Source organism: Acidimicrobiia bacterium, assembly GCA_041394025.1.
In the GTDB taxonomy this organism is placed as follows: domain Bacteria; phylum Actinomycetota; class Acidimicrobiia; order IMCC26256; family JAOSJL01; genus JAOSJL01.
The window spans coordinates 899,279-920,288 of record JAWKJA010000002.1 but is presented as its reverse complement, the minus strand read 5'-3'; the positions used below and the strand labels follow the sequence as shown (position 1 = coordinate 920,288).

General features: G+C 69.3%; 17 protein-coding genes, 1 tRNA gene and 1 pseudogene. 9 read left to right on the top strand and 10 right to left on the bottom strand.

Features of this window, described 5'->3' with window-relative positions; genetic code table 11:
- Window positions 1-9: 9 nt before the first annotated feature.
- The 3 genes from R3A49_04290 to R3A49_04280 all read right to left on the bottom strand — a co-directional run bounded on the left by R3A49_04290 (window position 10) and on the right by R3A49_04280 (window position 4,577).
- Window positions 10-1,857, bottom strand: coding sequence for a hydantoinase B/oxoprolinase family protein (locus R3A49_04290; GenBank protein MEZ5169948.1), 1,848 nt, complete (start codon window positions 1,855-1,857; stop codon window positions 10-12).
- Window positions 1,858-1,953: 96 nt separating this feature from the next.
- Window positions 1,954-3,129: a thiolase domain-containing protein gene (locus tag R3A49_04285; protein ID MEZ5169947.1), complete on the bottom strand. Its 1,176-nt coding sequence runs from the start codon at window positions 3,127-3,129 to the stop codon at window positions 1,954-1,956.
- A gap of 2 nt (window positions 3,130-3,131) precedes the next feature.
- A complete protein-coding gene (locus tag R3A49_04280) occupies window positions 3,132-4,577 on the bottom strand; it encodes an OB-fold domain-containing protein (protein ID MEZ5169946.1) in 1,446 nt (481 codons plus the stop codon).
- 124 nt (window positions 4,578-4,701) lie between these two features.
- Between R3A49_04280 and R3A49_04275 the strand changes: the two genes are divergently transcribed.
- Window positions 4,702-7,053, top strand: a complete 2,352-nt coding sequence (locus R3A49_04275) for an EAL domain-containing protein (protein MEZ5169945.1) — start codon at window positions 4,702-4,704, stop codon at window positions 7,051-7,053.
- 57 nt (window positions 7,054-7,110) lie between these two features.
- Here the strand turns inward: R3A49_04275 and R3A49_04270 are convergent, their stop codons facing one another.
- From R3A49_04270 to R3A49_04250, 5 genes are read right to left on the bottom strand one after another with little or no spacing between them, the layout of a single operon-like run.
- Complete coding sequence (locus tag R3A49_04270) at window positions 7,111-8,316, bottom strand: hypothetical protein (GenBank protein ID MEZ5169944.1); 1,206 nt, start codon at window positions 8,314-8,316, stop codon at window positions 7,111-7,113.
- A gap of 46 nt (window positions 8,317-8,362) precedes the next feature.
- Window positions 8,363-10,342, bottom strand: a complete 1,980-nt coding sequence (locus tag R3A49_04265; protein MEZ5169943.1) for a PQQ-binding-like beta-propeller repeat protein — start codon at window positions 10,340-10,342, stop codon at window positions 8,363-8,365.
- Between the two features lie 43 nt (window positions 10,343-10,385).
- Window positions 10,386-11,390 (bottom strand): hypothetical protein, encoded by a 1,005-nt coding sequence (locus tag R3A49_04260; protein ID MEZ5169942.1) that lies wholly within the window; start codon window positions 11,388-11,390, stop codon window positions 10,386-10,388.
- 4 nt (window positions 11,391-11,394) lie between these two features.
- A complete protein-coding gene (locus R3A49_04255; GenBank protein ID MEZ5169941.1) occupies window positions 11,395-12,219 on the bottom strand; it encodes an ABC transporter permease subunit in 825 nt (274 codons plus the stop codon).
- Window positions 12,216-13,157, bottom strand: a complete 942-nt coding sequence (locus R3A49_04250; GenBank protein ID MEZ5169940.1) for an ABC transporter ATP-binding protein — start codon at window positions 13,155-13,157, stop codon at window positions 12,216-12,218. The genes R3A49_04255 and R3A49_04250 overlap by 4 nt, the downstream gene beginning before the upstream one ends.
- A 126-nt stretch (window positions 13,158-13,283) precedes the next feature.
- Between R3A49_04250 and R3A49_04245 the strand changes: the two genes are divergently transcribed.
- Window positions 13,284-13,358: transfer RNA gene (locus R3A49_04245), tRNA-Cys, on the top strand.
- A 22-nt stretch (window positions 13,359-13,380) separates the two neighbouring features.
- On the opposite strand, the gene R3A49_04240 is transcribed toward R3A49_04245, so the two are convergent.
- On the bottom strand, window positions 13,381-14,382 hold the full coding sequence (locus R3A49_04240; protein ID MEZ5169939.1) for a magnesium transporter: 1,002 nt from the start codon (window positions 14,380-14,382) through the stop codon (window positions 13,381-13,383).
- Between the two features lie 216 nt (window positions 14,383-14,598).
- Between R3A49_04240 and R3A49_04235 the strand changes: the two are divergent.
- Both R3A49_04235 and R3A49_04230 read left to right on the top strand, forming a co-directional pair.
- A pseudogene (locus tag R3A49_04235) lies at window positions 14,599-14,778 on the top strand (ATPase).
- Window positions 14,779-14,929: 151 nt separating this feature from the next.
- Complete coding sequence (locus R3A49_04230; GenBank protein MEZ5169938.1) at window positions 14,930-15,544, top strand: hypothetical protein; 615 nt, start codon at window positions 14,930-14,932, stop codon at window positions 15,542-15,544.
- Here R3A49_04230 and R3A49_04225 read toward each other — a convergent pair.
- Window positions 15,532-15,798: a helix-turn-helix domain-containing protein gene (locus tag R3A49_04225; GenBank protein ID MEZ5169937.1), complete on the bottom strand. Its 267-nt coding sequence runs from the start codon at window positions 15,796-15,798 to the stop codon at window positions 15,532-15,534. The genes R3A49_04230 and R3A49_04225 overlap by 13 nt on opposite strands.
- A 243-nt stretch (window positions 15,799-16,041) precedes the next feature.
- On the opposite strand from R3A49_04225, the gene R3A49_04220 reads away from it, so the two are divergent.
- Genes R3A49_04220 through R3A49_04200 form a run of 5 tightly spaced genes read left to right on the top strand, consistent with a single transcriptional unit; the run spans window position 16,042 to window position 20,984 of the window.
- Complete coding sequence (locus R3A49_04220) at window positions 16,042-16,647, top strand: RcpC/CpaB family pilus assembly protein (GenBank protein MEZ5169936.1); 606 nt, start codon at window positions 16,042-16,044, stop codon at window positions 16,645-16,647.
- On the top strand, window positions 16,644-17,870 hold the full coding sequence (locus R3A49_04215) for a hypothetical protein (protein ID MEZ5169935.1): 1,227 nt from the start codon (window positions 16,644-16,646) through the stop codon (window positions 17,868-17,870). Before R3A49_04220 ends, R3A49_04215 begins: the two co-directional genes overlap by 4 nt.
- Complete coding sequence (locus tag R3A49_04210) at window positions 17,867-19,153, top strand: ATPase, T2SS/T4P/T4SS family (protein ID MEZ5169934.1); 1,287 nt, start codon at window positions 17,867-17,869, stop codon at window positions 19,151-19,153. Before R3A49_04215 ends, R3A49_04210 begins: the two co-directional genes overlap by 4 nt.
- Complete coding sequence (locus R3A49_04205) at window positions 19,150-20,043, top strand: hypothetical protein (protein ID MEZ5169933.1); 894 nt, start codon at window positions 19,150-19,152, stop codon at window positions 20,041-20,043. Before R3A49_04210 ends, R3A49_04205 begins: the two co-directional genes overlap by 4 nt.
- Window positions 20,043-20,984, top strand: a complete 942-nt coding sequence (locus R3A49_04200; GenBank protein MEZ5169932.1) for a type II secretion system F family protein — start codon at window positions 20,043-20,045, stop codon at window positions 20,982-20,984. The genes R3A49_04205 and R3A49_04200 overlap by 1 nt, the downstream gene beginning before the upstream one ends.
- Window positions 20,985-21,010: the final 26 nt, after the last annotated feature.

The window sequence follows — 21,010 nt, the reverse complement described above, 5'->3', positions numbered from 1 at the left end:
GGATCGTGGTCAGCCGGCCGAGTGCCCGGACCGGATCTCGGACCGCCGCGCCTTCGTGGCGTCCTCGTCGACGGCCAGCGTGAGGTCGTCGAGCGATCCAGTGAGGACGACGCCGTAGTCGCGGGTGGCCCCCTCGACGCTCACGTACTCGTCGAGCACGTCGTCGAGCACGGCCTGTGGGTCGCGCTCGAGCGGATCGCCCCAACCGCCGCCACCGCCGTAGTCGTACATCACGCGCTCACCGGCACTGATGGGAACCCAGTCGGCGGTGTGCTGCACCTCGAAGGGGTCGTCGGAGCCGTAGCGGATCACCATCCGGTTGGGCTCACCGGCCTTTCCACCGCAGATCCCCGGCATCGGGTACTTCATCCCGACGACGTAGGTGTAGACGGAGGCGTCGACGAGGACCTCCTTCTCGTAGTGGCTGCCGCACAGGCCGCGCCACTGCCCGGCGCCGCCGGAGTCGGTGCGGTAGTCACGGCTCCACTGGATGTGGGGAAAGAGACTCTCGTTGATCTCGGCGGTCGCCTTCCAGAGGTTTCCGAAGGAGGCGTTCTGTGCGCCCCAGGCGTCCATGCCCCGTGCCGCGTTGCACCAACCGGCGTAGACCTCGGCGGAATGGTCGGTGAACTTCGCACCCGTGTCGGGGTGATCGCCCACGATGACGGTGGGTATCCCCGTCTTGTAGGACTGCGGAACGGCCTTGTCGGGCAGGACGTCCTGCATTGCCACGGCGATGACCTCACCCACGTCCGCACCGGGATGGTGGGTGCCGGCACTCACGGGCTTGTCGGGATGCGGGTTGAGAACGCAACCCTGAGGGACGACGAGGTCGATCTGGTCGAAGAAGCCCTCGTTCTTCGGGATCTCGGGATCCATCATCGCGGCCACCTGGGCGACCGTGTAGCCCCGCGTGTTGCCGAACGTCGACCACGCCTGGATCTCCTGGCGCATGTCGGAGCCGGTGAAGTCGATGGTGAGGTCGTCGCCCGACACGTCGATCGTGACATGGAGATGTATGTCCTCGTGGCCGAGGGGATCGTGGTCGACGTAGGCGTCGCCCTCGTAGGTGCCGTCGGGCCAGGCCGCCACCTCCTCGCGGAACCGTCGGGCGGCGTAGTCGATCATGAAGTCGACGCTGCGCTCCACGGTGTCGGCACCGTGGAGGTCGATGATCTCGCCGAGGCGACGACAGGCGATCTGGGCAGCCCCGATCTGGGCACGGAGGTCGCCCACGTAGTCGGGAATCCGGTTGTTCGCCTGCATGGCGTAGAGGAGGTCGTGCCGTTCCTCGCCGCGGTCGACGACCTTCACGGCGGGCCAGCGGACGCCCTCCCCCCAGATGTCGGCGGCGGTGACGTTGTAGCCCCCCGGGACGGCGCCGCCGGTGTCGCCGTGGTGGCACTGGATGCTGGCGATGAGGACCATGCGCCGCTCGCCGGTGCCGTCGTCGGCGAAGACCGGGGCGAAGACGTTGTAGTCGGGGAGGTGCCCACCCCCGTGGTAGGGATCGTTGGCTGCGAAGACGTCGCCCTCGTGGAACTCGTCGGCTCCGAAGAACTCGAGCGCGAAGCGCACCGGCAGCGTGGAGGTGAGCATGAACTGCGGGATACCGACCGACAGGGCGGCGAGACGGCCGCGGGCGTCGATGATCGTGGCGTTTCGCTCGTTCGACTGGTTGAGGATCGGCGTGGTGGCCGTGCGCGACACGTAGGTCGCCATCTCGAAACAGACCGTTTCGAGGGTGTTGCGCACCACCTCGGCGGTGACGGGGTCGACGGCGGTGTCGTGCGTGCCGCCGGCCGGTGCGAGTCGTCCGCGGTGACCAGCGAGCTGGATCAGGTCGACGTTGCTCACCCGAGCCTCCCCTCGCAGCCTGCGGGCTCGCGCACCGGATCCGGCACGCGTGCCAGAAGCCTACCGCCGCCGGGTCGACGCCGGAAGCGGAGGTGGCTACGGGTTCGTCGTGAGGATGTTCACGACGGACACACCCGAGCCGCGACCGCCCACGTTGTGTTGGAGGGCATGACCGTTCGTCATCTCGACCTGACGGTCACCGGCCTCACAGCGTAGCTGCCACCAGCACTCGGTGAGCTGTGCAACACCGGTGGCGCCGATGGGGTGTCCCTTCGCGAGAAGCCCTCCCGACGTGTTGACCGGGATCCGGCCGTCGAGGGCCGTGTCGCCGTCGAGCGAGGCCTTCCCCCCCTCACCTTTCTCGACGAAGCCGAGATCCTCGATGTCGAGGATCTCCGTGATCGTGAAGCAGTCGTGGACCTCGGCCATGTCGATGTCGGACGGCCCGACGCCGGCCATCTCGTAGGCGCGTCGTGCCGCCGTTCTCGTGGCCTCCAGGGCAGTGAAGCTCGACTTCTCGTGGAGGTACGGGTGGTCGGTGGCCACGCCGAACCCGGCCACGTACACCGGTGTGTCGGTGAACTCGCCGGCGCGCTCGGCGCTGACGAGGAGAGTGGCGGCCGCGCCGTCGGTCTGCGGGCAGCAGTCGAGCAGTCGCAGCGGCTCGCAGACCAGCGGGGAGTCGAGGACCTGCTCGGTGGTGACCTCGTTCCGGAAGTGGGCGTAGGGGTCGAGGGTGCCGTTGTGGTGGTTCTTGACGGCGACCGACGCCAGCATCTCCGGGGTGGTTCCGAACTCGTGCATGTGGCGCGTGGCGAACGGGGCGAAGAGGACGGGTGCGGTCTCGCCGCGCGTGTAGACCGGATGGCCGGCGGCCGCCCGCGACAGCAGACCCTCCTCGGTCGACTTGTCGCGCATCTTCTCGACGCCGATCACCAACACGACGTCGTGGACGCCGCTGGCCACCGCCATGGCTCCGACGCGGAAGGCGTCGCTGCCCGAGGGGCACGCGTTCTCGATCCGGGTGCAGGGAACGCCGGCCAACCCGATGGCCGACGGCACCGTGTTGCCACCGATTCCCTCCTGGCCCCACAACGTCCCGCGTTGCGTGGCGACGAAGGCGGCCTCGACCTGGGCCGGCTCGAACGCCTTGTCGACGCTCGCCAGCGCGGCGTCGAACGCCTCCGCGGCGAGTTGCTCGTAGCTCGTGTCGAAGCGCTCGCCGAAGTCGACCATGCCGGCACCCACGACGGCGACTCGGTTCCATCCCATGATCAGGTGCCTCCCCCCTGCGTGTTCGGTGGCGGGGCCACGAGGCGTGCCTTGTAGCCGTACACCGGGACGCCCCGCTCGTACGCGTAACGCCGCAGCACGAGTTCGACACGCGAGTCGACGGCGAGGCCGTCGGGATCGCCGGTGACCTGGAGCATGATGCGGGCACCGTCGTCGAGGTCGACGACCGCCAGCGGGAGCGGGGCCACGAACGGAGCGGGCATCGTTCGGTTGACGACGTAGGTGTGGACGGTCCCGGTCTCGGCGAGATCGACCTCGTCGAACTTGGAGCCACCGCAGCCGACACAGTGTGGATGGATGGAGGGCGGCGTGTTGACCGTCCCGCAGTCGACGCAGCGCGCGCCGAGCGGTCCGAGCATCTCGGGTGCTCCCCGCGTGAACATGGCACTGCCGGGCGGCACGCCCATCTCGACCGTCTCCCCGTGGGGTGTGAGCTGACCGCGGGAGCGGAGCACCTCGGCGTAGGAGGCCTCGACGCCTCGCTCGAGGGTGATCGGGACCGATGCCGCACCCGGGACCGGAGCGTCGGCCTCGAGGAGAATTCCCGTGATGCGGCCGCCGCCGTAGCCGACGGCGGCCACGACGCCCGAGGCGTCCAAGGCTGTGGCCGCTCCGAGAAGGGCTGCGGCCGCGCCCGTGTCGCCGAGCGTGGAAAACACAGCGTCGGAGACCAGCGTCCCGGTGAGGCCGCGGGCGACGGACCGCGAGGTACGTCCGTCGGGGTCGGGCAGTGACCAGGCCGTGGGCTCGAACACGGCGAGGTGATCGACGATCTCGCGCACTGCGGGGAGGATGATCTCGTCGCGTTCGAGGCGTGGGTCGTACGTGTCGCGCGTGACGGCCTCGCGTGCGCCGCGGTAGCGGTCGAGGGCTGGTCGGGTGCGCGTCACGCGAGCACCGATACCGGCGGGGCCATCCCGCTCGAGGAGCAGCGCGACGGCCGCAGCGCCGGCGCGGCGCTCCAGTGCCGTACCGGTTCCGGGCACGATGGCGTCCGACGCGATGACGAGCGCGCGCGCCGCCGTTCCCGCGTGGATCGCATCGGCTGCACCGAGGAGTGCCTCGACCCCGGCATGGGAGGAGCCTGCGTGCAACGCTCCCGTGGACGCTGCGGAGAGGCCCAGAGCAGCGGCCAGAACGGCGTGGCTCGGGCCGTCGGCGAACGGCGGCTCCGACGTGCCCCACCACAGCCCGTCGATCTCGGTGCGCGTGAGGGAACCGGGTTGGTCTCCGGGCCCCGCCTGGACCGCCCGGCGTGCGGCGGTGGCGGCGTCCCACGCGAGCGTCAGGGTGTCCTCGTCGGGCGCGGCCACGGCCGTGCGACCCCGCGGGGATCCGGTGCCCCACGCCTCGGCGGCATCGGCGGCGCGGAGCCGGAGTGACCCGCATGCGGCACCCACGGCGGCCAGGCGGGCCGGTTCACTCATGGCGGCTGATGATAGCGGCGGGCCTGACGCGTGCCGTCGGTGTTCGGGCGGTCGCCGGTCGTGGGCACGGTGCGGGCACGGAGAAGAGGCTCAGGAACTGCCCCGTGATGCCGATAGGGACGCGATGGCCCAGGAGAGAGCGCCCGCCCCGCCGGACGCCGCTTCGGAGGCGCGCGCCGAGCGCGCGGCGCAGAGCGCCGTCGCCGCTCCCGCGCGTCGGTCGACCCGGAGCGGGTACCGGTCCGAGATCGCCTACGCCGTCCTGCGCCCCGAGCTTCCGGTCGTCATCGTCGCCTATCTCGGCATGTACTGGGCGGGATGGGTCGCCGACATCCCGGTGTGGATCTTCCCGGTTCTCATCGCGGTGGCGCTGTTCACCTCCGCGATCACGACAACGGCGTTCGCCCACGCGGGCAGCGGCGGCCTGGTGTGGATCCGCGCCGGTCTCGTGACGGCCGCGTTGACCCCGCCGATCTACGCCACCGGCTGGGGGCCGATGCTCTCGATCGGCTACGTCGCGATCGCCGGCGACATGATCAACGACAGTGGGTCACGGGTCGCCCGGCCAATTCTCGCGAGCTCACTCGTCTGCATCTTCTTCGGGCAGCTCGCGATCCAGGTCGGGGCCGCTCCGAGCTTCGTCGACCCCCCGGCCGTTCACGGACTCGCCCTCCTGTCCGCGTTGGGTGTCGTCATCGCGATCCTGATGATCGGTGCTGCGACACAGACGGCGGAGGAGGCCGAGGCGGAAGTTCGCCGCAGCGGCGAGCGGTTCGAGGCGCTCGTCGCGAACACGACCGACATGATCATGGTGCTCGACCGGGTGGGAACGATCGCCTACATCTCGCCGGCGGCCGAGCCCGAGCTGGGACGGTCGGTCGAGGAGCTCACGGGCGAGAACGTTCTCGACCTGCTGCACCCCGATGACCGAGAGGCCCTCGGACCCTTCAACGAGCGGGTCCTGAACTCGGAGGACCGCGCCGAACGCGGCGAGCTACGGCTGCGCGCGGCGTCGGGCGACTGGGACTGGTTCGAGGTGTCGGCCGTCAACCGCCTCCACGACCCGAGTGTCGAAGGGTTCGTCGCCATCATGCACAACATCACCGAGCGCCGGCAGTTCCAGGAGGAGCTGACCCACCAGGCGTATCACGACTCGCTGACCGGCCTGCCGAACCGCTCCGGCTTCCTGGACGAGCTGGAGCGAACGCTGTCCGAGCTCGGCGACGAGGAATGCGTCGGCATCCTGTTCCTCGACGTCGACCGCTTCAAGCTGGTGAACGACAGCCTGGGGCATGAAATCGGGGACCGTCTGCTCTGTGAGTTCGCACGGCGTCTGGTCGGCGCCATCCGCCCCGGTGACGTCGTCGCTCGCTTCGGAGGCGACGAGTTCACCGTCCTCGTCCGCAGGGTCGTCGAGGCTTCCGACGCCGTTCACGTGGCCGAGCGGATCATCTCCGCGTTGCGGGAGCCGATCTGGCTCAGTGACCGCGAGATCGTCACGACAGGAAGTGTCGGCGTCGCTGTCTCACAGCCCGGCGTGCAGGCCGACGAGCTGATGCGCGATGCCGACCTCGCGATGTACATGGCCAAGGAGAACGGACGGTCCCGACTCGAGGTCTTCGACGCCGAGGCCGCTCCGCGGCTCGTCGGGCGCCTCGAGCTCGAGGCCGATCTGTGGCGTGCCGTCGACGAGGGAGGTCTGGAGGTCCACTTCCAGCCCGAGATCGACCTCTCCGACGGGAATGTCGTGGCGCTCGAGGCACTGGTGCGGTGGCAGCACCCGACGCGGGGGATGCTCCTCCCCGGCGCCTTCGTGCCGTTCGCCGAGGAGTCGAGCCTCATCCTCGCGGTCGACCGCTTCGTGATGCGTGAGGCCTGCCGACTCGGCCATGAGTGGATGGAACGGTGCCGGACCGACATCCGGGTGAGCGTGAACCTGTCTCCGCGGTTCATCCGTCAGGACGACGCCGTGTCCGACGTCGCGCAGGCCCTCGAGCACAGCGGGTTCCCGGCCTCGTCGTTACAGGTGGAGATCACCGAGCGGACAGCCCTCTCGGAGGACGAGGTGACGCGTCGGAACCTCGAGAAGCTGCGGGCGTTCGGTGTTCAGGTCGCGATCGACGACTTCGGGACCGGCTACTCCTCGCTCGGGTACCTCCGTGACCTTCCGGTCGACGTCCTCAAGCTCGACAAGACCTTCGTCGACGGCGTCGCCGTACGGGACGCCGACGAGGCGATCGCACAGGCCGTGATCTCCATGGGTCATGCGCTCGGGATGCGCATCACCGCCGAGGGCGTCGAGGACCGCAACCAGGCCGCCCAGCTGAAGGCTCTCGGGTGCGACACCGCCCAGGGATGGCACTACTTCCACGCCCAGCCCCCGCGTCTCGTCGAGGAGCTGCTCCGGGAAGGGCACGCGACGTGGGCCGACGGGACCGTCGTACCCATCAACCTGCGTGAGGGCGATTCCGCCTGAGGCGCGTCAGGGCGTGCCGCCCTGTCGGCCGGCGGCCCTCGGCCGGGACTCCGGTCCTCAGGGAGTCGGGAACCAGATACCGATACCGTCGGGGAACGCCAGGTCGAACGCCAGGACCTCGGGCGGCTGTGGCTCGCCGTTGTCGAAACGGATGGTCTGGAGCGAACCGGACTCCCCGGGTCCGATCGAGTCCGCCGTGATCACGACACCGATGTCGGCGAAGTAGAGGTTCCCCGTGGAGTCGACACCCAGGCCCAGCGGCGTTCCCGTCGAGAAGGTCTGGTCGGACAGGACCTCACCCTCCGGTGGCTCGAGGATCGTGCGCACGTACCCGCCGCCGGCGTCGTACTCGGCGATCACCCCGTTGAAGACGCTCGACACGTAGTACCCGCCGTCGGGCGCCGCCACGATCCCGCTGGTCGTGGGGATGAGGTCGTCCGCGGGAATGAACACGTCCTTGGTGACGGTGTCGGCCATCGGAGAACCGACGGGATCCGTTCCGCCGCAGCCACCGGATGCGTCGTCCGAGGTGGGGAAAGGCCCACGGTAGCGGAGGATCCCGTGGTCTCCGGGACCGCGTGCGGACGCCACGAGGATCGTGTCGTCGTCCTCCACGAGGACCTGCTGGGCCGTCGGGATGGCGACGTCGAGCTTGCAGAAGGCCACGTCGTCGCGGTCGAAGGGCGGGAACCACATGATGAGCTGCCCGTCGCCGTCGCCCTGCGCCTGGTTGCCCACGTCGGTCGTCACGAGCCGGCCGTCGGGCAGGAAGCCGCAGCCGTACATCTCCGGGTTGTCGGAACTCTCCTGATACGTGGGGGCGAGCTTCCCCTTCTGGGTGGCGCCGAGATCCCCGAGTTCGGCGCCCTCCAGCTGGAAGTAGCCCCAGCCGGCGGGCACCTCCGGCTGGCCCGTGTCCTCACCTGCGATGAACTTCCCGGGGGCGTCGGGGTCGAAGCAGATCTGCCCGTTGATGTCGCGCCCGTCGGGATCCTCGTCGGCGTTCGTGATCACCCGTTGGGAATCCCCGGTCGCAGGGTCGTAGGCATTGAGGTTGTTCCCCTCGCCGTTGAAGACGAGTTCCACGCTCGGAAGGGAAACGTCCTCGTCGACCGTCGGCGACTCGCCGGTCGTCGAACTGCCCGTTCCGTCGTCATCGTCGCCGCCGTTCGAGTCACAGGCGACCGCGACGAGGGCGACGATGCACACCAGTGCGACGAACGCGGGGAGGCGGCCCGAACGGGGGAGCGGCATCACGGTCACTGGGGCCTCCTGGGCTCGGTGGTCGGGAGCCCGTGCGCTGACGGGCTCATTCCGGGATCGGTACCGGTATGAGTGGCGGGTCGAACGACTGGCTACGAACGAGGCGGTCGACGCCGTCGGCGACCGTCGGGACGGTTGTGGGGTCGTCCATCGCGAGGATCGAGATCCTCGTGTACTGATCCTGCAGCACCGGGACGGTCTCGGTCGAGCACCCACTCTCACCCGCGTTGAAGGTGCACAGGACCCCGCCACTCTGCGGGTCGTCGTCGGACTCGGAGATCACCACGCCGAACACGGTTGCACCCACCTCGGCGGCGGCGCTACCGGGCCGCAGCCACCCGGCGGGATCGCCGACGTCAGTCGCGGTCACGCTCACCCGGAAGGGGTCGCTCTCCACGAGCAGCTCGAACACCGGGCTCGTGCCCGGGGGCGGGTCGTTGATCCCGAATGTCACGACGCACGGCGTCCCCACGCACTCCTGGGGGCCGTTCTCGAGCACGATCCCGACGCTCGAATCAGACGCGGCGGGCGCGCTCGTTGTGGTGGTGGTCGGCTCGTCGAGGCTGAACATCGTGACACCGCTCGTCTCCGAGGTGGCGTCGAGACCCGGCTCGCGGATACCCGCCACCGCCACGACCCGGTCGTCGGCGACCGCCACGCCGCCGGCCACGACGCCGCTCATCTCCTCGCTCCACAGGATCTCGCCGGAGGCGGCGTCGAAGGCCCGCAGCGTGAAGTCGGTTCCGCCGAGGAACATGACGCCACCCACCTCGGCCGCGGAGGCGTACGTCGACGCCGGCGTATCGCTCTGCCACACGATCTCACCTGTGGCCGCGTCGAGGGCGTGCGCGCACGGGCAGGGGCCGACGGCCGTCCCGCCGAGAACGAGGCCGTCGGCCACCGCCGTGCCGCCGATGAAGCCGCCGGTGGAGTAGTTGGAGCCCGGCGACTCGATGCCCGGCTCGGTGACGGCCGTGCTCCACAACGGCGTCCCGTCGCGCTCGAGTGCGTAGTACGCGGCGTCCTTGTTGCCGAGGCCCACGACGTCGGTGTCGTCGACGCTGTAGAGGTTGGGCGCCCCCGCGAAGTCGAGGTCGTCGTTGTTGGGCTCGTGCGGTTGGAAGCTCCACTGCGCCTCGCCGCTGGCGACGTCGAGGGCGTACACGGCCTCGGTGTACTCGCCCCACCCGTCGGGCGACGTGCGGCAGTTGGCGCTGCCCACGAACAGGAGACCCCGCTCGGGGTCGAGGCTCGGCGACCCCCACACGCCCGTGCAGCCGGACGGCTCGTTGCCGAGATCGGGGTCGAAGTCCCACACCATGTCGCCCGTGTCGGCATCGAGGGCCCGGATACCGGCGCGCACGCCGGGGGTGTCGTGCGAGTCGAACCCGACGACTACGAGGTCGCGTCCGTCGATGTCGGGCGCCACGAGCGGGGACGACTGGATCTCTGTCGGGTCGTCGTCCCCGCCGTCGGGGTTCATGTCGACGGCCCAGCGTTCCGACCCGTCGGCCGTGTCGAGCGCGTACACGGTGCGGCCCCCGGCGAAGAACACCACCTGCGACCCGTCGTCGAGATCGTGCACGGCGGCCGAGGAGACGATCTGACCCGAGTAGACCGTGGGGTGTACGGGGGCGTCGTAGCTCCAGAGCTCGTCACCGGTGTCGAGGTCGAGGGCGTAGAAGCGGCCCGACCAGTCGCCGACGTAGACGCGCTCACCCACGACGGCGGGTGTTGCCGTGGTGACGTCGCGGGTGTTGAAGAACCACTGACGTGCGAGCCCGTCGACCGTGTCGGGGGACAGCTCCGATTCACACGGGTACGAGAACGTCCGCGCGATGTTCTGGCCCCACATCGGCCAGTCGCACCCGCTCACCGGCTCCGGGTCGTCGGACCCGGGCGCGGCGTCGTTGCCCGAGCCGCTCCCGCTGCACGCTGCTGTCGACAGGACCACGACCACGGCGAGGACACCGAGAGCGTGGGTGCGGCGAGCGGCACCCCGGTCTCGTCCCCCCGCACCCGACATCGCGACCGACTCTAGACAACCCTGCTGCGGAGGGGGCGGCGGCTCAGGTGTGGGCCTCGACCGTGGAGACGCCCGGGACGTCACCGTCGTCGACGATGCGGTCGACGGCATCGGGATCGTCGCCGAGGAACCCTGTGAGGAAGTCGAGTGTCGTGGCGGCCACAACATCAGCAGCGGCGATGTCACCGCCCCGGAACGCCTCTGTGTGCTCGGCGCCGAGAAGGGTGACGAGGAACGCGGGCGCCGGGATGTCGGCGAAGTTCGTGGCCGTGAGGGCGTAGGGAACCGAGCCGTCGGCGTCTCCGTGCTCGAGGAGGACGGGCTTGTCGTAGGTGACACCGCCCTCGAAGCCGGTGGGTGCCGCGAACTGGATCGCCACGTCGACACGGTCGTCGCGGTACCTGTTGCTCAGGGCGAACCCCGACGTGGTGATGGCGCCGAGCGAATGCCCGGCCGCACCGATCCGTTCGGCGTCGATCGTCGGACCCACGCCGTCGAGCTCCAGGACACGGTCCGTGACGAACGAGGCGTCGACCGCCTGCTGCGCGGCGTCGCTGACGACCGGCGAGGCGCCGGGTGCGTCGGAGCTCCCCAGCGGATAGTCGGGTGCCGCCACGACGAAGCCCGCCTCGACCCACTGCGTGAGCAGGGCCTCGTAGTCGCTGCCGAGCGAGTTCACGCCGTGGCTGAACAGCACGAATGGGAAGGGCCCGGCAGCGGGCTGCGCGTTCTCGACGGGGGCCGCGCCGGGCTCACCCTCGGCGGCGGGGTAGTAGATGGTCGTGGGCAGGGTCCGCTCGGGCGCCCCGTCGAATCCCGGCGTGGAGTCGGTGGGACGGGTGTCGTCGACGAAGGTCTCGGTGCGTACGCCGACGGCGAACGGAGCACCCGCTTTCGTGCCCGGGGCGTCGTTGGCGGGGTCGGCGTTCTGCTCGTCTCCCGGGTTCGAGGCGGCACCGGTCTCCGATGTGTCGGCGTCGGTGCACCCGACGGCCACCAGCGCCACGCTGAGACCCACCGCCACGAACAACGACCGTCGAGCGCGCACGCGTCTATCCCCCCAGGCCGAGCAACCGCTCCCGGGTGAGGCTACGGGACCCACGCACGAGTGCCGCAATCGCGACAATCCACGCACCTGCCCCGATGACGGCGGCGAACGTCACCGCCCGGGAGATCGAGGAGGCGGCGAGCCCGTAGGCGAGGAGGATCAACGGGAGCGTGATGAGCGACGAGAGCTGCTGGGCAGCCGCCGCGCTGGAAACCCGCGAGGAGACCATGAGGATCATCGCCACGGCCAGTGCGATGAAGGGTGGGATCAGGCCGAACACCAGAACCCACCAGTTCCCGGTCGGGAAGAACCAGCCGCCGAGTTTGGGGCCGGCGATGATGTTCACGATGAGCGAGTAGGCGCCGAAGCCGAAGACGGCGGCCACGTACCCGGGCAGGAGGCTCGCCCACATCTTTCCGACGTATATCTCGCGTGCGCTGGCGGGGGAGTGGGCGAGGAACTCGCCGGTGCCGCGCTCACGCTCACCGATGATGGAGTGCGCCCCCACGGCCGACGAGACCGTGAGGGGAACGAGGATGGCGAGTGGAGCGAACAGGTAGACGGCGAGAACGTACGACGCCTGCGCGTTCGGATCGTCACTCTGGTCGACGGCGGCGTCGCGGATGCCCGACGGTAGGGTGTCGATGACATCGCCGAGTCGTGTCGTGAGCTCCGGGCCGTGCACGTTGGAAACCACGAACAGCAAGATTGCCGGTAGCACCACGAAGAACAGCACGGCGACGATGCCGATGGGCAGGATGAAATCGCGGCTCTGGCGGAACTGCCGCAGCTCCGTACGGGTGATCACCCACGCGCGGCCCCAGTTCATGTGAGGACCTCGTCGCGGTGACCCCGGGCGATCTCCCGACGGATCGTGAAGTAGAGCTGTTCGAGTGTGGGTGTGGTGGGCTCCACGCGGACGAGCCGGATCCCCGCCCGGACCAACTCAGCCACGAGGGGTGCCAGGCGCTCGCGCGACTCGATCTGTATGTTGGCCATGCCGTTGCGCTCGTAGGAGACCACACCGTCGAAGTCGGCCACGCGGTCGAGCTCCGCGCGGTCTTCGGCGTCGAGAGTGACGGTGGTGGCGGGGTAGAAGCGCCGGGTCAGCTCGTCGGGGGAGCCGGCGACGAGTGAGCGGCCCTCGTCGGCGACGATCACCTGGTCGGCCAGCCCTTCGGCCTCGAGGAGGAGGTGCGTGCACATCAGCACGGTCTTGCCGGAGGCTCCCATCTCGTCGATGAGGTTGAGCACGGCACGCGCCGACTCGGGGTCGAGCCCGGCGGTGGGCTCGTCGAGGAGCAGCAGATCGGGGTCGTGCAGGACGGCGCGGGCCAGGGCGAGACGGGCGCGCATGCCCGTGGAGTAGCCACCGACCTTGAGAGGCAGCGCGTCGACGATCCCGAAGCGGGCAGCAGCGTCGCGGATCGGCGCGTCGTCACCGATCTCGTAGAGTTCGGCGGCGTAGCGGAGGTTGTCGTGGCCGGTGAGCCGTTCGTAGAGCGCAGGGCGCGCCGGAACGACACCGCAGCGGCTGCGCACCTCCTCGCCGTCGACCGTCGGGTCGAGCCCGAAGGCGCGAACGGTGCCGCTCTGGGGCCGCATGGCGCCGGTGGCCACCCGCACCGCTGTGGTCTTCCCCGCGCCGTTCGGCCCGAGAAGCACGGCGACCGAGCCCGTGTCGACGCGCAGGCTCATGCCCGCCAGCGCCCTGACGGGGCCGAAGTGCTTGGAGACCTCGGTGAACTCGAGTGCGGGAAGGCTCATGGCACCCGAAACGTTAGGGGAGATTCGCGGGGTGCCCGGACGGCACCGTGCACGGTCGGTGTGCCGTCCTGCGGTGCGGTCAGACGGCGGTGTGCGCAGGCCCTCCGGCTAGTCTCGACCCTCCGCGGCGGCGTGGCCGAGTGGCTCAGGCAAGGGTCTGCAAAACCCTCTACGGGGGTTCGATTCCCCCCGCCGCCTCCAGGACTCGTGAGCAGGGGAAGGATCAAACGAGCACCACCGCGAGTCCCAGGTAGACGACGATCGTGAGCAGATCCTGCACGATGGTCACGAGCGGGCCGCTCCCGAACGCCGGATCCTGACCGATCGCCACCAGGACCCGAGGAAGGGCGATCCCGGTCACGGTGGCTGTCCCGCATGACGCGAACACGGCCAAGACGACGGTCCAGGCCACGGACCCCTCGCCCGCGATGGCCAACGCGAACGGGAACGTGACGACCGTTAGAACGAGGGCTACGCACGTCCCGGTGACGAGCTCGCTGCGGATGATGCTGCGCACCGACACGCCGACCGACAAGCCACGCACCACGAGTGTTTCCGTCTGCGTGCCCACAGCGCCGGCGACGTAGACGATTCCCGGGATGAAGAACGCAAGCGACACTCGATCGGTGAGACGGGACTCGAAACCTCGCAGCAGCACGGCCGAGATCAGCGCGCCGGCAAGGCCGACCACGAGCCACGGCAGTCGATGTGCCAAACGGCGGCCAAAGGGCTCGTTGGAGGCGAGTCTCGCCTTGGCGGTGTCGTGGAGGAACCCGCCCAGCCGGCGGAGGTCCTCCTCGTGCTCGCGCAACAACACCTCGAGCATCGCGGCCGGTGGGACCAGCCCGACGAAGCGACCGTGTTCGTCGACCACGGCCAGGCTGCTCTCGCCCCGATGTACCAGTTCCCAGGCTGCCACTTCCTGATCCACACCCGGCCCCACGCAGGGAGGCTCCGGATCCATCACGTCGGCCACCGACGCTCCCTCGTCGGCAGCGAGGAGATCCTCGATCGTCACCAGGCCGGTGAGATGGCCCTCGACGCACACGGCCACGTCGCGTGCACTGGTGAAGCGCCGTCCCAGAAGCGATACGCGAACCTCACCGACCGGTGCCCCGGGTTCGACGACTGGAACGTCGGTGGTGACATGGTCCGCTGCCGTCTCCCTCTGCGGAACGTCTGACCCGGCTGCTGTCATGGGTGCCACCTCGCGCTCGGCGCTCATCTCACCGCATCCTCTTCGTACTCGACCTCTTCATCCTCTTCGTACTCGACTCGCCGTAGTCGGTCACGTTGCCGCGATGTGTGTATCACTCCGAGACAGCAATCGCCGCGGCATCGAGGAAGCTCTCGCGGCGGCGGAGGGGATCACCGCCGTTGCCCTCGACGATGACGGCACGCTCGTCGAGTTCGCACCGGACCGCTCCTCCACGACTGCCCCTTCGTGAACGCTGATGTGATCGCCGCCCAGCGGTGGCCCGACGATCCGGCCGGACATGCGTACGAGGCCGCACAGACCGCGGCGCAGACCCGCTCGCGTCTCGTCGAGCTCGAGCGTCCTCCGATCACCGAGACGGTGTGCTCGCACCGCTCGAAGCTCGACTTCCTCCAGAGGGCCCAGAACCTGCGCTGTTCACCGACGGGGTGCCCGTCGGCAGTCCGTCCTGGGACATGGGGTCCGACACGGCGTTGATCGAAATTTGGCCGCCACAGTGCTGAGCTCCGGTGGCACCGGTTGTGCTGCTCGCGGTGGGTCCGTAGCGTTCTCAGCCGTGGCGGACAGTGGCGACGAGGAGCGTGGTGGGCCGGGCGTCGGGGAGACCGACCGACCTGACCCTCCCGTCGAGTTGGCATCCTTCGCCGCGGAGCTGAGAGAAGGCTGGCGCAGCGAGCATGAGGGTTTCGCCGCCGAGGCGGAGGTGGCCTGGCGTCACCGCCTGAGCCTGAACGACGTCCTGGCTGCGCATCGCCGTCGCGGTGACGTTCTGGCCGTGGAGGTGCTGGAGCGCACCTTCACCGGGCATGTGGTGGCCGTGGGTGCGGATCTCCTTGCGCTGCACACAACCGACGGCCGCGTCGACATCCGGACGGCCTTCCGACACGACGAGTCGGAAGCCACACGAGCGCCGCTGGTCGTGCGCCTCGTTCAGCGCGGAACGCGCGGCGACGGGCGTACACCGACCGAGGACGACCTCGGGTTCCGCTCGCGCCTGCTGGAACTCGAAGCTCGTCGGGAGCCTGTTGTCGTCGGCGCGCTGGGACTGAGCGAGGAGCCGGTGGGACCCGTCGCCATCGGCGCCGACCACCTGAAGGTCGGAGGGGACAGCCACGTGCTGCTCCCGCTCGTCTCGGTCGCCTACGTGCGGCTCGTGGATCAGCCCTTCTGAGATTTCGCCGCCGAGGGAGCGCGATTGGCGCCCTCCTGGGCGGCGAGCCACTCGAGGAGCTCGTCGCGCAGGAATCGCATCTCCCGGCCGTTCGGGAACCGGTGGCACGGCACCGAACCCTCGCGCACCATCTTGCGGAGGTACTCGACGTGCACCTGCAGGAGTTCGGCCGCCCCGGCAGTCGTGAGCACAGGCGGGAACTCGACGGCGCCGCGTGCGACCTCGTCGGAGGGCTCGGGTGACACAGGAGACACGCCGTCACCGTACCGCCCCGGGGTGCGGGCAGAACACGTTCAATGATTCCCCCTTGCACCATTTCGGGCATCGCGCCACAATGCGTGAGTTCGCGCGCAGGGTGGGGGTGCGGCGCAGTGAGATCGACGACTGTGGAGTCGGGTGCGGCGGGGTCCGAGCCGTCCCCGAACGGTGGACGGACGCCGGCGGTCGCGGACGACCGGTCGACAGGAGCGCGTCGAGGCACACGGCCCTGGGAGCGGGTGTCGGTCGGGCACCTCGTGATGGTGGCGGCCGGTCTGGTCGGAGTCGTGGCCACACTCGCGGCCCTCCGGTCCTCGAACGACGCCACCCCGGTCGCTGTCGCGGCCCACGAGATCCTGCCCGGCGATGTGGTGATGGCCGACGACGTCACCTTCGTCGACGTCGACGCAAACGACGACGTCCTCGACACGCTCGTCCCCGACGGTGACATGTCCGGTGTCGAGGGGAGTATCGCCGTACACCGGATAGGCAAGGGCGAGCTGATGTCCGTCGAGGACCTGGCGGAGGAAGCCGCGCCGGGAGGCCTGCGCGCGATGAGCGTTCCCGTCGACGAGAGCCGGGCGGTGGCGGGCGAACTCGAGCCGGGAGACCGAGTCGACGTGCTGACCGTCGTCGACGGAGAAGCGATCTACGCCGTGCAGGGTGCCGAGGTCCTCTCGGTCGATCGACCGGCGACGGGAGCACTCGGCGGTGGGATCGAGGAGTTCTCGGTCACGGTCGCCGTCGACGATCGACAGGCACTCGCTGTGGTGGCAGGGATCGAGAGCGGGTCGATCGTGCTCGCGCGCTCCACGGGCGCCTCTCAGGACGGTGAGGGCGAATGACGCCGCGCGAGCCGGAGATCGCGCTCGTCTTCTCGCCCGAGCCGTGGGTGGAGGAGTTGCACCGGCACTTCACCGATCACGGTGGAGTGAGGGTCCGCCAGCTCGTTGTGGACCCGGCTCTGGCACTCGACGAGATCTACGACACACTCGTCGCCGCCAGTAGCTGGCCGGCGCTCACTCACGGGCTCGTCGACGCTCTGCACGAACGTCGCCATCGGGTCCTCGGTGTCTTCGAACGCGACGACCCGGGAGCGAGGGAGCACCTCGAGTCGATCGGTGTCGACCGATGCATCGAATCGGATGCCGGACCGGCCGCCTTCGAGGCGGTGCTCGTCGCGCTCGCACCTCGCGACGTGCCCGCCGAAGCGGTCCCCGACACACCGGTACGAGCGTCCTCCGACGGCTCCCGTTCCGATCGGGTCGTGGTTGGAGGACCGGGTGGAACCGGCGCCACCGAGATGGCGATACACCTCGCAGCCGGACTCGCCGGTGGGTCGTCGGATGGTTCGCAGGACGTCGCTCTCCTCGACGCCGACGACGTCATGCCGTCGATCGGCCAGCGGCTCGCGCTCCCGATCGAGCCAAACCTGCGCACTGCCGTCGATGCGGTACAGCACGGGATGGGCGACCTCGACGCCTGTCTCGTCCCGGTCGGCGGGTCATCTGTGCGCGTGTGCGCGGGGCTGCCGAACGCCGCTGCATGGTCTCAGCTCCGCCCTCATGAGGTTCTCGATGTGCTCGAGCGACTCGAGCGTTCCGGCCATCGAGTCGTGACCGACGTCGGCCACATGCTCGAAGACCTCGGGTCCGGCGGGCGAACGCGCTACTCCCTGGCCCGGGCTGTCGTCGCGGAGGCGGATCGGCTCGTGGGCGTGGCATCGGGAACGCCCGTGGGTGTCGCGCGGATTCTCGGCTGGGTTGCCGACGTGCGACATCTGAACCCACACGCGCCCGTGCATCTCGTGGTCAACCGCGCGCCACGCGAGCCCTTCAAGCGGTCTGAGATCGAGCGTGAGATCGTGCGCACCCATCGTCCGGCCGGTCTCACGTTCCTTCCTGCCGACCGAAGAGTCGAAGCCGCAGCGTGGTCCGGCGCCATCGTGGAGCGCGGACCGTTCAGTCGTGCCGTGGGCAGGCTCGTGCGGGAACTGCCGGCGTCCGACAGGTCGGATGTTGCGACCGTGGAGACCGGTGACCTCGTTGGACCGGGCGCGTACCGATGACAACGCGGACAGACGCGTACGACGTCATCCGCCGCGACGTCATCGCACGTGTCGAACGGCGCCGTCTACGGGCTGAGACAGATCTCGAACAGGTGCGCAGCGAAGTCGGACAGGCGGTCGACGACTATCAGCGGAGTGCGCACCTCGGGGAGGTCGTTCCGCTCGGTGACCCCCAGACAATGGTGGAGCGGGTACTGCGCTCTGTCGCCGACCTCGGTGCCTTGACAGAACTCATCGCACGTCGTGACGTCGAGGAGATCTTCATCGAGGGACCACGTGTGTCCTACCTCGACGCGTCGGGGATCGTCCGCGGACTTTCGACGCCCACGAGCGAACACGAGAACCGACAGATCATCGAGCGCCTGCTGGCGTCGACGGATCGCCAGTTGAACGCCAAGAATCCGATCGTTCAAGCGCGTGTACTCGACGGCTCCGCTCGTCTCACCGCGTCGATACCGCCGATCTCCGATGAGTTGTCGGCGACGTTGCGCCGCTACACAGTCCGCAACGTGGCGCTCGGGGACCTGGTGGAGCGCGGCTCGATCACGTCGGAGGCAGCGGGCTTCCTGTGGGCCGTGATGCAGATTCGCAGCCGGGTCGTCGTGTCGGGGGAGCCTGGCGCGGGGAAGACGACCCTGTCCGCCGCTTTGCTCGCCGCGGCACCTCCTCGGCACTGCACTCGCTGTTGCGAGGAGATCCGGGAGCTCGCTGTCCCGCTCACTCACGGTGCCTACTACGAGGTTCGGCCACCCTCGCTCGACGGAAGTGGTGAGATCAGCCTTCGGGACCTCGTCAAGTTCGTCCTGGCGATGCGCCCGGACAGGATCGTCGTCGGTGAGGTGCGCGGCGCCGAGGCGTTCGAGCTCAGCCGCGCGGTGAACGCAGGGTGCGGTTTTCTCTGCACCGTCCACAGCAACAGCGCGGGAGAGGCGCTCAATGCCCTCCTCAACGCAGCGCTGATGGCCGGTGAGAACATCACCGAGCACATCGTCCGCAAGGTGTTCGCGGAATCACTCGACGTCGTCGTTCACCTCGACCGTGACGACCACCCGGGTGACGCCGACAGCGGCGTCGCGCGCCGGGTCATGGAGATCGCCGTCGTCGTCCCGAGTCTCGGATCGGATTTCACGATGGAGCCGGTCTTCCGACGGGAGCACCTCTCGGAGCCCTTGCAGTGGACGGGAGCGCTGCCGGAGCACCTGGCCCAGCGCGTCGACCGAGGTCTGCCTCGCGACCTCTCCCTTCGCCGCATTGTCGAACGATCTGTGACGGCGCCGACATGATCGTTTTGGCCGCACTCTCGTTCGGGACGTTCCTGTTTCTCCTCGTGGGCCACCTCACGGGGAACCCGGTCTCCCTGTCGCGCCGCTCTGCCCGCCCGCGTGCGGAGGTCTCGCGTCGACAACTCTGGCTGCAGCAGGCGGGTCTGGCCGTCACGGTCCAACAGTTCGTCGCAGGCTCTGTCACCGTCGGTCTTGCTGCGTTCCTCGTCGTTGTCACCGTTACAGGCACGTGGACCGTCGCCGTGGCACCGGCCGTCGCGGTTGCTCTCCTCCCGCGTGCCTACTTCGCTCGCCGGCGGGTCCAGCGCCTCGCCGAGGTCCGGGAGGCGTGGCCCGATGGGCTTCGCGACATCCTGGCGTCGATCTCGTCGGGCCGGTCGCTCACCCAGGCGCTGTGCGCCATGGCGGTCTCCGGCCCCGAGTCGTTGCAGCGGGCCCTCGCCAGGTTCCCGACTCTGTCGAGGATGCTCGGAACCGTGCCGGCGCTGGAGGTCGTCAAGGAGGAATTGGCGGATCCCACGAGCGACCGGGTCATCGAGGTCCTGATCCTGGCCCACGAGCGGGGTGGCCAGATCGTGCGGCGCATCCTCGAGGACCTCGTCGCGTCGACAACACGTGACCTGAAGGTGGCGGAGGAGATCCGCAGCGAGGGTCTCGAGATGAAGATCAACGCGCGTTCCGTCGTCGTCCTCCCCTGGCTGGTGCTCGTCATGCTGACCCTTCGTCCCGGGGCGTTTCGCGACTTCTACGCGTCACCGGCAGGAATGCTCGTCGTGCTCGTCGGCGCCGTCATGAGCCTCCTGGGTGCATGGATCATCGGTCGACTCGGACGCGAGCGGCTTGAGAGACGTGTCTTCGGCGCCGCGGCACTCGAGGGGGTGGAGATCTGATGAGTGGACCCACGCTCATCGCCGCGGCCGCGATCGGAATCTGCTTCGCGACCGGTGCCACGTTCCTGGTTCCGCCGACACGCCGGTTGGCGCCTCGACTCCGCCCCTATCTCGTTGTCACCCGGGCTCGGCTCGGGCGGAGTGCAGATCTCATCGAGGCGGGCCACGGCGCCCCGGGTTCGTCAGGCGGTGTGCTGGCACGGCTGTTCGGCCCGCCGACGCTGGCCGCCGTCCGCACACTCGGTCGGTTGGTCCGATCCCAGAGCGACGACGCTCTGGCACTGCGTCTCCGCCAGGCCGGATTCCTCGACGACACACCCGAGGCGTTCCGACTCCGGCAGGTCTCCGCCGCGCTCGCCACGGGTGTCGCAGGGGTCGTGATCGGTGCCGTTCTCGCCCGGTCGGTCGCTGTGGCTCTGGTGCTCGGCACCTGTGGCGTGGTTATCGGAACGGCCAGACCCCGTTCACACCTCGATCGCGTCATCGCCGAGCGCACGGAGCGCATCCGTCTCGAGCTCTACACCGTCAATCAGCTGCTCGCGATGCATCTGCGTACCGGTGCTGGTCCGATTCAGGCGGTGCAGAGAGTCGTCGACCGCGGTCAGGGCGTGGTCGTCGAGGAGCTCACGATGGTCCTGCGAGCTGTGAGGGCAGGAACGTCCGAGACGGAGGCGTTCAGCCGGGCCGCCGCGTTGACGCCGGAGCCCTCGGCGGCTCGAACGTTCAACCTGTTCGCAACGGGAGCCCAGCGTGGAGCGGATCTCGGTGTCGCGCTACTCGAGCTGAGCGAGGACATCCGCGACGCGGGTCGTGAGGAGCTGCGACGAGAAGCGACCCGTCGTCGGGCCACGATGCTCGTACCGACGATCGCGGTACTGGCCCCGGTCATGCTGCTCTTCATCGCAGCGCCTATTCCGTTTGTCGTGTTCGGCGCGCGCTGATGGCGCGTGCATCGTCATCGAAGGTG

Coding starts and splice junctions, on each gene's coding strand:
- R3A49_04280 (MEZ5169946.1), bottom strand. CDS start 4,577: ATGAGTGAACCGGCCCGCCTGGCCGCCGTGGGTGCCGCATGCGGGTCA.
- R3A49_04200 (MEZ5169932.1), top strand. CDS start 20,043: ATGAGTGGACCCACGCTCATCGCCGCGGCCGCGATCGGAATCTGCTTC.
- R3A49_04205 (MEZ5169933.1), top strand. CDS start 19,150: ATGATCGTTTTGGCCGCACTCTCGTTCGGGACGTTCCTGTTTCTCCTC.
- R3A49_04285 (MEZ5169947.1), bottom strand. CDS start 3,129: ATGGGATGGAACCGAGTCGCCGTCGTGGGTGCCGGCATGGTCGACTTC.
- R3A49_04210 (MEZ5169934.1), top strand. CDS start 17,867: ATGACAACGCGGACAGACGCGTACGACGTCATCCGCCGCGACGTCATC.
- R3A49_04265 (MEZ5169943.1), bottom strand. CDS start 10,342: ATGTCGGGTGCGGGGGGACGAGACCGGGGTGCCGCTCGCCGCACCCAC.
- R3A49_04250 (MEZ5169940.1), bottom strand. CDS start 13,157: ATGAGCCTTCCCGCACTCGAGTTCACCGAGGTCTCCAAGCACTTCGGC.
- R3A49_04255 (MEZ5169941.1), bottom strand. CDS start 12,219: ATGAACTGGGGCCGCGCGTGGGTGATCACCCGTACGGAGCTGCGGCAG.
- R3A49_04240 (MEZ5169939.1), bottom strand. CDS start 14,382: ATGAGCGCCGAGCGCGAGGTGGCACCCATGACAGCAGCCGGGTCAGAC.
- R3A49_04275 (MEZ5169945.1), top strand. CDS start 4,702: ATGGCCCAGGAGAGAGCGCCCGCCCCGCCGGACGCCGCTTCGGAGGCG.
- R3A49_04215 (MEZ5169935.1), top strand. CDS start 16,644: ATGACGCCGCGCGAGCCGGAGATCGCGCTCGTCTTCTCGCCCGAGCCG.